Origin of the sequence: Micromonospora sp. HK10, from assembly GCF_000982955.1 — a bacterium.
In the GTDB taxonomy this organism is placed as follows: Bacteria; Actinomycetota; Actinomycetes; order Mycobacteriales; family Micromonosporaceae; genus Micromonospora.
On record NZ_KQ058771.1, the window covers coordinates 18,727 to 31,834 of the forward strand.

A 13,108-nucleotide genomic window follows, 5' to 3' on the forward strand; every position below is an offset into this window, starting at 1 on the left:
GACGTGACGGCGGGGCAGTCGTTCCAGAAGTTGCCGTACCCGGTGACCACCTGCTGTTCCTTCACCGCCAAGCTGCTCGCCAACGGGCACACCTACGAGTGGCGGATCCGGGCCACGAACATCGCCGGGGCCAGCGGATACTCGAACACGGTCAGCGCGCGACCGATGCCGCCGTTCCCGTCCGCACCCAGCGGTCTGACCGCCACCGCCAAGAGCAGGGGCGTGGCACTGACGTGGACCGCCAGCTCGACTCCGAACGTCTGGTACCTCATCTACCAGCGGGATGTGACCACCGGGCAGTCGTGGCAGAAGCTGCCCTATCCGGTGACCACGTGCTGCTCCTTCAGCGGCGACCTGCTGATCAACGGGCACACCTACGAGTGGAAGATCGCCGCGACGAACCTCTCCGGCGTCAGCGGCTTCTCCAACACCGTCCGGGCCCGGCCGATGCCACCGGCACCGAAGGCCCCCTCCGGCCTGTTCAGCTCGGCCGGCGTCAACCGGGTCATGTTGAACTGGTGGCGAAATGACGACGTCCCCGAACCGGTCGACGCCTGGTACAACATCTACTACCGCAACGTCAGCGACGGGCAGACGAGCTGGACGAAGTATCCGGCCTCGATCCTGGGAAACAGCTTCACCTTCTATGACTACCTCACGCCGCTGCGGGCGTACGAGTTCAGGGTCTCCGTCCAGAACCTGTCCGGTGAGGCCTTCGCCACCACGATCCGGCAGGAGATCCCGTACCGGCCGGTGCCGTACACCAACGGTCCGAAGCGCGGGAAGAACACCACCAACGGCAGCAACGTCCTGGCCCTCGGCTACGCCCTGAACAATCGCCTGCAATGTCGGGGCGACTGGTTCCAGACGATCTGTTACGGCAAGCCGCCGCCCACCAAGCTCGGACGATCACAGTCGATGACGGTGGGTGACTACCTCTTCTACATCTCGGGTCCCGAGAGCTTGGAGGAGGAACTGGTCTGCGAGGTTCAGCAGCGGTTGATCCTGCGGCGGAGGTACGACGCGGCCACCGCGGCCGACAAGGGCCCGGACCTGCTCTGGCACGAGCAGGTGCACTCCATGCAGTGGAACAGGTACGACAACTGGCAGACCTTCGTAGGCCTCTACCTGGCCGATCCGGATCGCTTCGAGTCGGAGGCCAACCTCTACTGGGGTGGATACCGGGTCTATCCGGGTGCGTCGAGGTGTTGATCGGACTTCGGGCCTGACCTCTTTCGACACGCGGCCGACGGGGCAACGGTCCCGTCGGCCGCGTGTCGTCCCCGACCGTGCCGCCCGGCTGCGGGCGGGAGTCCTCGGACGGACCGGGCACGCGGCGCCATCGACGGATCAATTGATGTAGTTCAATTGACTTGATATAGACGAAGGGTAATATATATGCGAGCTTGGCCCGTCCCGGGCTGATCGGCGGCAGGAGTTTCCGATGGGTGTGCGACGACCGCGCAAGCCACGTCCGACCATGGTGATCGGGGTGGCCGGTTCTCTCGTGGCGGGGCTGCTGACCACCCCGGCCGTCGCCGGCCCGGCGGCGGCCGCCACCGGGCTCACCCTGGCCGTGGACGTGTCCGCCGCCCGGCACCCGATCAGCCCCGACATCTACGGCATGAACGGTGGCGACCCCGCGCTCGTCGCGGAACTCGGCACGCCGGTGGCGCGCTGGGGCGGTAACGCGAGCAGCCGCTACAACTTCAAGAACCACACCTACAACACCGGCAGCGACTGGTACTTCGAGAACATCGTGGCCGGGCCCGACAACACGCTCGAGGCGTTCGTCCAGCGGAACCGGGACGCGGGCACCCGGCAGGTGGTCACCGTGCCGTTGATCGGCTGGGTGGCGAAGGACTCGCCCTCGTCGCACCCGTTCGCCTGCGGCTTCCCGGCCACCCGCTTCCCCGAGCAGGACTCGTTCGACCAGTGGGACCCCAACTGCGGCAACGGGCGGCACGCCGACACGAACCTGACCGGGGCCGTCCCCACGGACACCTCGGTCCCGGCGGACGCGTCGTTCGCGGGCGAGCTGGTGTCCCATCTCGTGAACCAGTTCGGCCCGGCGGCCCGCGGCGGCGTACCGATCTACGAACTCGACAACGAGCCGGTGCTGTGGAGCTCCACCCACCGCGACGTGCATCCCGAGCCGGTGAGCTACGACGAGCTGGGCAGCAAGGGCACGGCGACCGCCGCGGCCATCAAGGCCGCTGACCCGCGCGCGGCCGTGCTCGGCCCGTCCGGTTGGGGCTACTGCGAGTGGCTGGCGTCCGGCCTGGACGGCTGCGCGCCGGGTGCCGACGCGGCAGCGCACGGCGGGCTGAACCTGTCGCAGTGGTACCTGAAGAACATGAAGGACTTCAGCGACGCCCACGGCGGGAAACGCTTCCTCGACTACTTCGATCAGCACTACTACCCGCAGATCAGCGGCGGCAAGGACCCGGAGGCCAACGCGCTGCGGCTGCGCTCCACCCGGTCGCTGTGGGATCCCACGTACGTGGACGAGTCGTGGATCGGTCCCGGCGGGGTGAACGCGCCGCCGTTGCAGTTCATCCGGCAGATGAAGGCCTGGGTCGCGCAGTACTACCCCGGCACCAAGGTCGCCATCACCGAATACAACTGGGGCGCGCTGGACGACATCAACGGGGCGCTCGCCCAGGCCGACGTGCTCGGTATCTTCGGGCGCGAAGGTCTGGACCTGGCCACCATCTGGGGTGAGCCCAGACCGACCGACCCCGGCGCGTACGCGTTCCGGATGTACCGGAACTACGACGGCGCCAGGAGCAGGTTCGGCGACGTGAGCGTGTCGGCGGTCAGCAGCGACCAGGGGCAGCTCGCGGTCTACGCCGCGCAGCGCTCGTCCGACAAGGCGCTCACCGTGATGGTGGTCAACAAGACGGGCGGGGATCTGACGTCCCGGTTGGCGCTCACCGGGTTCCACGGCGGCGACAAGGCGCAGCGGTTCAGCTACGGTCCGGCCGATCTCACCTCGATCGTCCGCGGTGAGGACCTGCGGGTGACCCGGGGCGGCGTCAGCGCGACGTACCCGGCGAACTCCGTGACGCTGCTCGTCCTGCCGCAGCGCCGACGCTGACCGGCGAGGCCCGCCGGGCCGCTCGTCCGACCGGTCCCCGACAGAGCAGGGAAAACGCGGGTCCGCGCCCCTACAGTCCCCACCATGAGGTGGACGCTGCGCTCCGTGACCGGGCTCGCCGTACTGGTGACGGCCCTGCTGGCTCCGGCGGCGAGCGCCGCCGCGGCGCCCGCCGACGGCGGCCTCGGCCTGGCGCTGCGCCCCGGGCAGGCGGACTACCGCGCCGGCGACCAGGTCCGCCTCGACCTCACCGTCACGAACTCCACCGGCTCGGCGTGCGCGCTGCCCACCAGCGCCGTCGGCACCGTCCAGATCACCGGCGTACGCCGGGACGGGCGCGACCTCACGCCGGCGCTCACCCGCAGCTTCCACGACGACGGGATCACCGCCGCGGCCGGTGCCGGCCTGACCACTGTCGAACCCGGCGCGACCGCGACCGTGCCGCTCACCGGTCTCCGGCTGCACGACGGCGGCGCGCCCGGGGACGTCGTGCTCCGCTCGGTGGCCGCCACCGGCGACGGCGGTGGCCTGGACTCGCTCTGGCCGGTCGGCGCTCCGGGCCGGTACGAGGTCACGGCCGGCTACGTGACGCTGCCGGTCACCGGCGCGACGAACCTCTGCCCGGGCGCCACGGCACTGCGGAGCACCGCGTTCACGGTCGGTGCCGGCGGCCCGTCCGGCCCTCGCTGGCTCTGGCCGGCCGTCGGAGCGCTGCTGGTGCTGCTCCTCGGCGCGCTCGTGATCCTGCTGCGGGCCCGCCGCCGGCGGCCGACCGCCGCCGCCGTGGCCCTGCTGCTGGTGGCCGTGGGCGCACTGGTCGGCGGCAGCTCCCGGCCGGCCCGCGCGGACTACACCGTCGACCCGACCGCCGGCGTGCCGGTCAGCGGCGTCGACTTCCAGGCGGCGGTCGACGGCTGCCTCAAGGGGTTCGCCGAGCCCGGCGGCGACCCGTCCGGCCTGCTGCCCAGGCTGAAGGACAAGAAGAGCCCGAAGGTGCGGATCATCCCCACCCCGGGCGGCTCGGGCGCGTTCGAGACGCCGGAGAGCGCCGACGGCAAGGGCTCGTCCACGGTCACCTGGAACCCGACCTCGACCGACCCGTACGACGACGGGGTGGCCCGGGACCCGTGCGCGGCGCTCTACCACGAGCTGAACCACGCCGACGACATCTCCCGCGACGCGGTCCCGCCGGGCCAGTGCGGCAGCACCGGGATCCCCACCGCGGAGGTGAAGGCGACGTTCGCGGAGAACCGCTACCGGGCGGCGAAGGGTCTGCCGCCGCGCACCGGATACAAGGGGAACCCGCTGCCGAAGAGCCTCGACGAGTGCAAGAAGCCGGCGAAGAAGACGCCCCCGCCGAAGGGGCCGGTGAAGCTCTGCGAGGACGGCGCCGACTGCGGCGGCAGCAACGGCGACCCGCACCTGGTCACCTTCGACCGGGTCAGCTACGACTTCCAGGCCGTCGGTGAGTTCACCCTGGTCGCGGCCACCGCCGGTGACCCGCTGGAGGTGCAGGTCCGCCAGACGCCGATGCCCGGCACCCGGACCGCCTCGGTCAACTCGGCCGTCGCGTTCCGGGTCGGCGCGCACCGGGTCGCGCTGACGCTCACCGGCGGCGGCACCCGGGTGCACGTCGACGGCGCGTCGCGGCCCGCGCCGCCGGACCGCACCGACCTGGCCGGCGGCGGCAGCCTCACCCGCCGCCCGTCGGACACCGGCCCCACCGACGGGTACGACGTGACCTGGCCGGACGGCTCGGCGGCGGCGGTGGACCAGATCGGCCGCTACGGCTACCGGGTGCTGGTCCGGCTCGCCGACGGCCGGGCCGGCAAGGTACGCGGCCTGCTCGGCGACTTCGACGGCGACCCGGCCGACGACATCGCGCCCGCCACCGGCCCGGCGCTGGCCCAGCCGGCGCCGTTCGGGAAGCTCTATCCCGGGTACGCGGACAGCTGGCGGATCACCGCGGACCGTTCGCTGCTGCACTACGACGACGGGGAGGACACCGGCACGTTCACCGATCGGGCGTTCCCGGAACGGGAGGTCACCGCCGGCGACCTCGACCCGGCCCGGCGCGCGACGGCCGAGCAGATCTGCCGCTGGGCCGGCGTCACCGCCCCGGCGCAGCTCGCCGAGTGCGTCTTCGACGTCGCGGTGAGCGGACGCCCCGAGTTCGCCGTGGCCGGCGCGAGCACCGAACGGGTCGCCCCGCCGGCCGGCACCCCGATAACCGCCGTACCCGTCGCCACCGCCACCCTGACTCCCGGCGGCGAACCGTTGACGTTCGCCGGTCGCGCCGGGGACGCCGTCTTCGTCGACGCCACCGCACCGGGCATCGGCGACCGCTGCTCGCCGTACCTGCTCACCGACCCGGACGGCCGGGAGGTCGCCAGCGGCTGCAACATCAAGGGCAGCGGGTACGTCGACCGCGTCGACCTCACCGTCACCGGCAGGTACGCCCTGCGGGTCACCGCCGCACCCGGTGACACCGGCCGCGCCGCGGTGCGGGTGTACGTGGCCCGGGACAGCGACGGCACGGTGCAACCGAACGGCCCGGCGGTCACCGCGACCGTCGAGCAGCCCGGCGCGCGGGCCCGCTACCGGTTCACCGGCCGGAAGGGCGAGCGCGTCTACGTGGAGGTGCCCGCGAGCACGCTCAGCGATCAGTGTTCACCGCTGGAGCTGCGGGACGCCGAGGGACGGCAACTGCGCAGCGGCTGCGTAATCAACGGGGCCGGCGAGATCGACGGCACGCTGCTGCCCGCCGACGGGACGTACACCGTGGTCGTCGACCCCACCGAACGCGGCACCGGTGCGACCACGCTGCGGCTGGTCACCAGCCGGGACCGGGAGGCGAAGGTCACGCTCGGCGGGCCGCCGGTCGTCGCCACCGTGGACCGGCCCGGCGCGGTCACCGGCTACCGGTTCACCGCCGCCGCCGGCACGTCGGTGACGGTGCGCGCGACCGCCTCGAACCTGCCGGACCAGTGCGGCGTGCTGGCGCTGCGCGCGCCGGACGGCAGCACCGTCAGCACCGGCTGCGTGATCAACGGGGCTGGTGAACTCGGGCCGGCCGTGTTGCCGGCCGCCGGGGCGTACACGCTGGTGGTGGACCCGTCCGGGGCGGCGACCGGGCAGGTCACGCTGGCGGTGCGCTGAGGGCGACGCGGCCTGTCCAGGGTGGTGTGCGGGCATGCTGACGACCCGGCCCGTGGTCAGCGAACACCGCCAGCTCGACTGGCAGAAATGGTAGGTCCGGACGGCGTCACGATCGGGGCTGGCTGGCGGCTGCAGACCGAGATTCGGCGGCGAGCCGGACCGCTGTCGTGAAAGCCACCAGCCAGGGGAAGGCTCTCTGTCGCTCGTTGCCGCTGCCGGGCGGGTGCGGTTCCCATTGGTCCTCGGCACCTAGCAGGACGCGTACCCCTTCGTCGCGGAGGCTGGCCACGGCGTGCCGGAACGGTGCCCGCGCGGCGAGGGCGGCGTTGACGAACGGGACGATGACGGTCGGCACCCGCCTGCCGATCAGCTCGGCGACCGAGGTCAGGGCGTAGTTGTCGGCCAGACCGAGGGCTGCCTTGTTGATCGAGTTGTAGGTCGCGGGCGCGATGATGAGGGCGTCGGTCGCGGGAAGGCACCGTCCGGTGCTGGGTGACGACCGGTAGGTCGACCGGACCGGATGCCCGGTGAGGGTTTCGAGCGCCTCGGGCTCGATGAAGTCGAGCGCGCTTGGCGTGGCGGTGACCGCCGTTGTCCACGATCGTTCCTGGGCCGCCGTGACGAGCTGGGCCACGTCGGTGGCCGGACCGGCGCCGCAGACGACGATCCGGAGGTGACCGCCGGTCACAACCGGATCCCGACGCTATGGGCGAAGCCGACGGCGGCGGTGCGGGCAGGCCCGTTCGTGAGCATGGCGAGGTCTTTGGCGATGCGCTGGACCGTCGGTCGGCACCGGATCTCCTCGGGTGCCACCTCGTACGCGGTGCGCAGCGCGGCGAGGCCGTGCTCGTAGCGGCCCCAGCGGGTGTAGGCGCGTGCCACGTCGACGAACAGGGACGCCTTGCGTTCGGCCAGCGCCACCTTCTCCAGCGGCACCGTGCGGGCGATCGCGATGGCTGTCCCGGCGTCACCGAGGGCCAGCGCGATGGTGACCCGGTGCAGCAGGACGTTGGTGACGCCGAAACCGGTCCACCGGTCGTTGCCGTCGTAGCCGAGGCGGCTCGCCGCGCGGGTCGCCTCGTCGAGCATCGCGTGTGCGGTGTCCCGGTCGTCCCGGCGGGCGGCGGCGATGGCCCCTCGCAGCACGAGAGCGCCATAGACGGCCACGGCATCGGCCGACGCGAGGCGGGTGTCCCGGTCGAGCGAATGGGCGGCACCACCGGCGAGCGCCACCGCTTGGGCGTCGTGGCCGTTGCCCATCAGCGCGTGGGTCATTATCCGGGCGCTTGCGGCGGTCGCCACCGGATCCTGACTCAGGGCAGCGGCCCGGGTGCTGCGTTCGGCTGCCACCAGAGCCATCCCACGATCGCCCAGCTTGAGCAGGACGCTGCCGACGACGTGGTACAGGTCGGCGGCCACGACCTCGACCCGTTGCCGTCGCTCGCCCTCCGCGCTGGACCGCACCGGTTCCAGGGACGGCAGGAGTGTCCCGAGCCGATCGAGTACGCGCTCGTACCGGCAGGCCTGATAGTCGGCCTTGGCGGCGGCGACGGCCCGGTTGAAGTGCGAGAGGGACAGCGGCGCAGCGTCCGGGTGCCGAGGCGAGCACAGCGCGTCGAGCAGCGGTGCGAGGTCAGGGGCGGCGGCGACGCCGATCGCCGCCCCGCGCAGGAGTTCTCTGCGTCGCACGTCACCATCCGAACCCGAGTCACCAACTCCGTCCTCGCCAGTATCCGCGTGCGTGCCGGCAGGCGACCGCAAGGCATCTGCGGTGGCCCTGCCGGTGCCACCCACCCGCAGCGCCGCAAAGCGTTCCCGCACCTCAGGCGTGGCTCGGGACAGCACGGTGTCCAGTGCGGCCTGCATGTCCGCACGGGGAAGCACCTTGTCGCCCTGGCTGCTCCACGTGGCCACGGTCCGCCGTGCCGTGCCGAGGTGCTCGGCGAAGGCGGTCACGCTCATCCGCAACGCATTGCGGAGCGCGTTCGCGTCCCGGCCGGTCCAGGTCGTCACCGTAGCCATCGCACGTCCTTTCGGAACGGGCAGTCATCGGTGGAGGTGATGGTATCCGCACCCGGGGTGACGGCTGGTGCACTGCCGGTGCACCGGCGAGGCATTCCGCCCGTGCGTCGCCCGAGCCAGCCTGGACCTGCCGACACCGATCACCGGTGTGCGGTGGCCAGCGGCAACCTCACGGCAGGGAGATCCAGATGGACGTACCGATCGGCGACAGGTCGGAACGCGAGGGTGGCCGGCCGTGACCGGGCAGCGCCGCCGTCTCGCGGTGGACCGGTCCGCGCCGGCCGAGGTGGACCACCTGCCGATGCGTCCGCTGTGGTTGTGCCGCCGTTGCGGGCAGCCGTGGCCCTGCGGCGCGGCGAAGCTCGCGCTGCTGGCCGAGTACCGGGAGGCCCGGGTGAGTTTGTTCCTCTACCTGGCCGGCTGTCTGCACGACGCGATCGACGACCTGCACCGGCTCAACCCGAGCGTCACGGGCAGCGCCGCCGACATGTTCGACCGGTTCCTCGGTTGGCCCGCACGAACACGATGCGCAGTCTCTGCTGATCTTCGACCCGGCGACGGGTGCGCTGCTCGCCCACGAGCGACTGACGCTGTCACCGGTGCGGATCAGCTCGTACCAGGTGATCCTCGATGCCGGCCGGACCGATCGAATGGGCTGAACGTCGAGCTGCGGGGCCGCTCCTTCCCCGGAGCGGCCCCGCCGCGCGCCGGCCCGACCGTCGCCGCGCCCGACCTCACCCGTAGGTGCGGGATGCAACTGGGCGGGCGAGCCATAGGAGACCGTCTCGTTTCACCGGTACCGTTCTCCCGACGGGCTGGTACGACGCTGTGGACGGACGCGGAGGGGTGCGGTGGCGCGGAGGCAACCGGGGCATCCAGTCGAGGGCAGCGGCCGTCACCGGGACATGTGGTTGGCCGGGCTGACCGTTGTGGCGGTCGCCTGCGTCGGGCTCGTCGGCTGCTCCAGCGACCGGAGCACGGAGCCCGTGACGCTCGCCTCCGGTGTGGTGGACGGCGGCGGCTGGACTCTGGTCTCCTTCCGGAACGAGTCCGGTGAGCTCTGCCTCGAGCTGCGTGACGCGGCGGGAAAGAGCAGCTACAGCGGTGGGTGCGGCGGTTGGGCCGTCGCGGAGCCGGGCAGTGGCGCCTACCTGGACGGCACCGGTCCCGGCGGCACGGAGTTCGCGTACGGGCCGCTGCGGGAGACGGTCGGCTCGGTGGAGGCCTCGGCACGCGGTCGGGATCCGGTCGTGGTGCCGGCGCGAGCCATGCCCAGCGGCAGCGGGGCGGCCAAGTTCTTCGTCATGGCGTTCCCCGACGCGTCGACGGACTGGACGTACACGGCGCGTAACGCGGCCGGGGGAGTGGACCGGCTCGGCACCTGACAAACGTCAACCAAGGGTTGACGGAGCGATATCGTCAACCTATGGTTGACGCATGAGCGAACCTTTCAAGATGACCCACCCGGTACGCCTCGACGACCTGATCGAGGGCATCAAGAAGGCGCGCACCGACGCGCTCGACCAGCTGGCCGACGCCGTGGTGATCGCCGACCACCTCGGCGACGTCGCCGACCATCTGATCGGTCACTTCGTCGACCAGGCCCGCCGCTCCGGCGCTTCCTGGACGGAGATCGGCCGCAGCATGGGTGTCAGCAAGCAGGCCGCGCAGAAGCGCTCGGCCGCCAAGGCCGAGACGGCGGCGGCGCTGGACCCCAACGCCGGCTTCGGCCGGTTCACCCCCCGGGCGCGCCAGGTCGTGGTGGCCGCGCAGGAAGAGGCGCGGGCGGCCGGCAACGCCGAGATCGGCCCGGGGCACCTGGCGCTCGGCCTGCTCGCCGAGCCGGACGCCCTCGCCCCCAAGCTGATCGAGACCCGCGGGGTGTCGCCGGAGCGGCTCCGCGAGGCCGTCACCGCGACCCTGCCGCCGCGCGCCGAGCAGGTGCCGGACCTGATCCCCTACGACGCGCGCGGCAAGAAGGTCCTGGAGCTGACCTTCCGCGAGGCGCTGCGGCTCGGCCACAACTACATCGGCACCGAGCACATCCTGCTCGCCCTGCTCGAGGAGGAGGGCGGCGACGGTGTGCTCGCCGGCCTCGGGCTGGAGAAGGAGGCCATGGAGGCGGCGATCGGCAGCGCGCTGGCCGAGATCGCCCGGAAAATGGCCTGACCGGCGGCCCGCCCGGTGGTCAGTCGGCGGTCGGGAAGCCGTACCGGGCGGCGTGCTCGGGATCGGCCGGGTCGACCTGGCGGATGCCGGCGTCGGCGAGCCGCTTGTTGACCTCGTCGAGCCGTTCCCGGACCAGCCGGGCCTCCTCCTCGGTGACCCGGCCCCGGTGCGGCCTGCCGGCGTGCTCGATGGTGCCGTAGTCGACCTTCTCCGCGCCCCGGCGGGCCTTGGGCGGTTTGACCCGCTCGGCGGTCCGCAGCAGCTGCGCCATCGGTACGTCGGTGGCCATGGCGTCGAACTCGCTGGCGGTCAGCACCACCCGGCGCGGCTCGCCGTCGCCGTGCCGGTCGTGGATCTCCACCACTGCCACGTCCAGCGCCGCGTCGTCGATGCTCTCCACCTCCAGCGGGGTGGCGTCCAGCTGCACGGGCCCGGCGACCAGGTCGGGGTGCTCGAGCACGACGACCTTGGCCACCTCGTCGTCGGGGCTCAGCAGCTGACCACTGAAGTCGGAGACGTGGATCGTCTTCTTGCCCATGCGGGGAGCATCTCCTGTCGTTGGCCGGGATTCGGACCAGAAGACGTTACCCGACAGGTGTTCCAACGCCGGCTCGGAGCGCCGGGGATGTGTCGTCGCTTTCCTCCGCCGGCGGGTCGCCCCGGCGGGGCGGCCGACCGCGGGCGGCTCAGCGGGTGTTCAGGCCGTTCCGGGTGGAGACCCGGGCCGGCAGCGCGTTCACGTCGGCCCAGGAGAGCCGGCTCCCGGCCCGGGCCTCCCGGTAACGGGCCTGCGCCGGAAACCGCCCGGGGTCCTCGACGGCCCCCCAGCTGCGTTCGGTGTCCTGCTGGTACCGGTCATTCGGCTGAATCGGCATGACCATTACCGTCCCAGAGAAAGGTGTCCATGTATGGAAATGAATATGACGCGCGATCGATGCGTCAGGTTCCCGCCGCCGGCAGCCGGAGGACGAACCGGCAGCCGTCGGTGACGTTCTGCACATCTACCCGCCCGCCGTGCGCCTCAACCAGCCCGCGCACGATGGCCAGGCCCAACCCGCCCGATCCCTCCGGCCCGCCGTCGCCCGGGCGCGGCGTACGCGCCGGCTCACCCCGGAACGCCACGTCGAACAGCCGGGGCAGGTCGCCCTCCGGGATACCGCCGCAGGTGTCCGCCACGGCCAGCCACGCGGTGTCCGCGTCCCGGCCCGCATCGACCCGTACCGTACCGTCGTCCGGGGTGTAGCGGATCGCGTTGAGCAGCAGGTTGCCCACCGCGCGGGCCAGTTCCGGCTCGCTGGCGACCACCGTCGGCCAGCCCGACTCGCCGGCGACCAGCCGGATCCGGCGGGCGGCGGCCAGCGGCGCGGTGCTGGCCAGGGCGTCCGACACCACGTCGCCCAGCGGCACCGCCGACAGCGACAGCCGCAGCGCGCCCGCGTTGATCCGGGACAGCTCGAACAGGTCGTCCACCAGCCGGGTCATCCGGTCGGTCTCCACCCGGATCCGCCGGTGGTACTCGGCCACCGTCACCGGGTCGCCGACCACGCCGTCCTCCAGCGCCTCGGCCATCGCCCGCAGCCCGGCGAGCGGGGTGCGCAGGTCGTGCGACACCCAGGCGACCAGGTCCCGGCGGCCCTTCTCGACCCGGCGTTCCCGCTCCCGCGCCTGGTCGGCCCAGACCGCCGCGGCGGCGAGCCGACGGCCGAAGAGCAGCCCGACCGCGAGGCTCACCACGGCGGCGGCGGAGACCGTGATCAGCACCACCTCCAGGTCGTGCCGGGAGAGGAACATCGCCTCGGCGACCACCGCCACCCCGGCGGCCACCGCGGCCACCGTCATGGTCAGCAGCACGAAGATGTGCCCGGTGATCGACCGGCCGCGCAGCAGCCGCAGGGCGACCGCGCCGGCCAGCCCGACCGCGAGCGCGGCGAGCAGCGCGGCCCCGAAGATCAGCGCCAGGTCACGCATCGGCCGGCCGGTACCGGTAGCCGACGCCCCACACGGTGAGGATGCGTCGCGGGTTCGCCGGGTCGACCTCGATCTTCTCCCGCAACCGCCGGACGTGGACGGTCACCGTGGACTGGTCGCCGAAGCTCCACCCCCACACCCGGTCCAGCAACTCGGCCCGGCGGAACGCCCGCGCCGGGTGGCGCATCAGGTGGGCGAGCAGGTCGAACTCGCGCACGGTGAGGGCCAGTTCCCGGCCGTGCAGGCGGGCCACCCGGGGCCCGGTCGCCACCTCCAGGCCGTCGTCGCGCAGCACCGCCGGGGGTACGGCGGCCGGCTCGCCGCCGGCGCGGCGCAGCACCGACTGGACCCGCAGCACCAGCTCGCGGGGGGAGAACGGCTTGCTCAGGTAGTCGTCGGCGCCGAGTTGCAGGCCGAGCACCCGGTCCGCCTCGTCGCCGCGCGCGGTGAGCATCACGATGGGTACGCCGTCCGGGCGCTCCCGCAGCCGGCGGCAGACCGCCAACCCGTCCAGCCCCGGCAGCATCAGATCCAGCACCACCAGGTGCGGCGGGTGGCGGGCCACGGCGGCCAGCGCGCCCAGCCCGTCGCCGACGTGGTCGACCTCGTAACCGGCGTGCGTCAGGTAGCGGCAGACCACGTCGGCGACCGTCCGGTCGTCGTCGACCACCAGCACCCGCTGCGTCACCA

The 13,108-nt window shown here is 72.5% G+C and carries 11 protein-coding genes and 1 pseudogene; 6 read left to right on the plus strand and 6 right to left on the minus strand.

Annotated elements, in window-relative coordinates:
- The 3 genes from LQ51_RS31165 to LQ51_RS10260 form a co-directional block, all read left to right on the plus strand.
- On the plus strand, positions 1–1,212 hold a 1,212-nt coding region (locus tag LQ51_RS31165; RefSeq protein ID WP_197087635.1), incomplete at its 5' end, for a fibronectin type III domain-containing protein.
- 232 nt (positions 1,213–1,444) lie between these two features.
- The gene (locus tag LQ51_RS10255) at positions 1,445–3,100 is read left to right on the plus strand and encodes a glycoside hydrolase family 44 protein (RefSeq protein ID WP_046564485.1); all 1,656 of its coding nucleotides are present in this window, start codon (positions 1,445–1,447) and stop codon (positions 3,098–3,100) included.
- Positions 3,101–3,184: 84 nt separating this feature from the next.
- Positions 3,185–6,259: a VWD domain-containing protein gene (locus tag LQ51_RS10260; protein WP_046564486.1), complete on the plus strand. Its 3,075-nt coding sequence runs from the start codon at positions 3,185–3,187 to the stop codon at positions 6,257–6,259.
- A gap of 106 nt (positions 6,260–6,365) precedes the next feature.
- Here LQ51_RS10260 and LQ51_RS10265 read toward each other — a convergent pair whose 3' ends face one another.
- Positions 6,366–6,947: a flavoprotein gene (locus tag LQ51_RS10265; protein ID WP_046564487.1), complete on the minus strand. Its 582-nt coding sequence runs from the start codon at positions 6,945–6,947 to the stop codon at positions 6,366–6,368.
- Positions 6,944–8,281 (minus strand): hypothetical protein, encoded by a 1,338-nt coding sequence (locus tag LQ51_RS10270; RefSeq protein ID WP_046564488.1) that lies wholly within the window; start codon positions 8,279–8,281, stop codon positions 6,944–6,946. Before LQ51_RS10270 ends, LQ51_RS10265 begins: the two co-directional genes overlap by 4 nt.
- 235 nt (positions 8,282–8,516) lie before the next feature.
- Between LQ51_RS10270 and LQ51_RS31920 the strand changes: the two are divergent.
- The 3 genes and pseudogenes from LQ51_RS31920 to LQ51_RS10280 all read left to right on the plus strand — a co-directional run.
- Positions 8,517–8,801, plus strand: a pseudogene (locus LQ51_RS31920) (hypothetical protein); the annotation flags it as partial.
- 466 nt (positions 8,802–9,267) lie between these two features.
- A complete protein-coding gene (locus tag LQ51_RS10275) occupies positions 9,268–9,666 on the plus strand; it encodes a hypothetical protein (protein WP_156313029.1) in 399 nt (132 codons plus the stop codon).
- Positions 9,667–9,718: 52 nt separating this feature from the next.
- Positions 9,719–10,450 carry a Clp protease N-terminal domain-containing protein gene (locus LQ51_RS10280; protein ID WP_046564490.1) on the plus strand — a complete coding sequence of 244 codons (732 nt, stop codon included), beginning with the start codon at positions 9,719–9,721 and terminating at the stop codon, positions 10,448–10,450.
- A gap of 19 nt (positions 10,451–10,469) precedes the next feature.
- Here the strand turns inward: LQ51_RS10280 and LQ51_RS10285 are convergent, their stop codons facing one another.
- The 4 genes from LQ51_RS10285 to LQ51_RS10300 all read right to left on the minus strand — a co-directional run bounded on the left by LQ51_RS10285 (position 10,470) and on the right by LQ51_RS10300 (position 13,106).
- The gene (locus LQ51_RS10285) at positions 10,470–10,988 is read right to left on the minus strand and encodes a hypothetical protein (RefSeq protein ID WP_046564491.1); all 519 of its coding nucleotides are present in this window, start codon (positions 10,986–10,988) and stop codon (positions 10,470–10,472) included.
- Between the two features lie 148 nt (positions 10,989–11,136).
- Positions 11,137–11,325 (minus strand): hypothetical protein, encoded by a 189-nt coding sequence (locus tag LQ51_RS10290; protein WP_046564572.1) that lies wholly within the window; start codon positions 11,323–11,325, stop codon positions 11,137–11,139.
- 64 nt (positions 11,326–11,389) lie between these two features.
- Positions 11,390–12,418, minus strand: coding sequence for a sensor histidine kinase (locus tag LQ51_RS10295; RefSeq protein ID WP_046564492.1), 1,029 nt, complete (start codon positions 12,416–12,418; stop codon positions 11,390–11,392).
- A complete protein-coding gene (locus tag LQ51_RS10300; protein ID WP_046564576.1) occupies positions 12,411–13,106 on the minus strand; it encodes a response regulator transcription factor in 696 nt (231 codons plus the stop codon). Before LQ51_RS10300 ends, LQ51_RS10295 begins: the two co-directional genes overlap by 8 nt.
- Positions 13,107–13,108: the final 2 nt, after the last annotated feature.

Coding starts and splice junctions, on each gene's coding strand:
- LQ51_RS10255 (WP_046564485.1), top strand. CDS start 1,445: ATGGGTGTGCGACGACCGCGCAAGCCACGTCCGACCATGGTGATCGGG.
- LQ51_RS10260 (WP_046564486.1), top strand. CDS start 3,185: ATGAGGTGGACGCTGCGCTCCGTGACCGGGCTCGCCGTACTGGTGACG.
- LQ51_RS10270 (WP_046564488.1), bottom strand. CDS start 8,281: ATGGCTACGGTGACGACCTGGACCGGCCGGGACGCGAACGCGCTCCGC.
- LQ51_RS10280 (WP_046564490.1), top strand. CDS start 9,719: ATGAGCGAACCTTTCAAGATGACCCACCCGGTACGCCTCGACGACCTG.
- LQ51_RS10285 (WP_046564491.1), bottom strand. CDS start 10,988: ATGGGCAAGAAGACGATCCACGTCTCCGACTTCAGTGGTCAGCTGCTG.
- LQ51_RS10290 (WP_046564572.1), bottom strand. CDS start 11,325: ATGCCGATTCAGCCGAATGACCGGTACCAGCAGGACACCGAACGCAGC.
- LQ51_RS10295 (WP_046564492.1), bottom strand. CDS start 12,418: ATGCGTGACCTGGCGCTGATCTTCGGGGCCGCGCTGCTCGCCGCGCTC.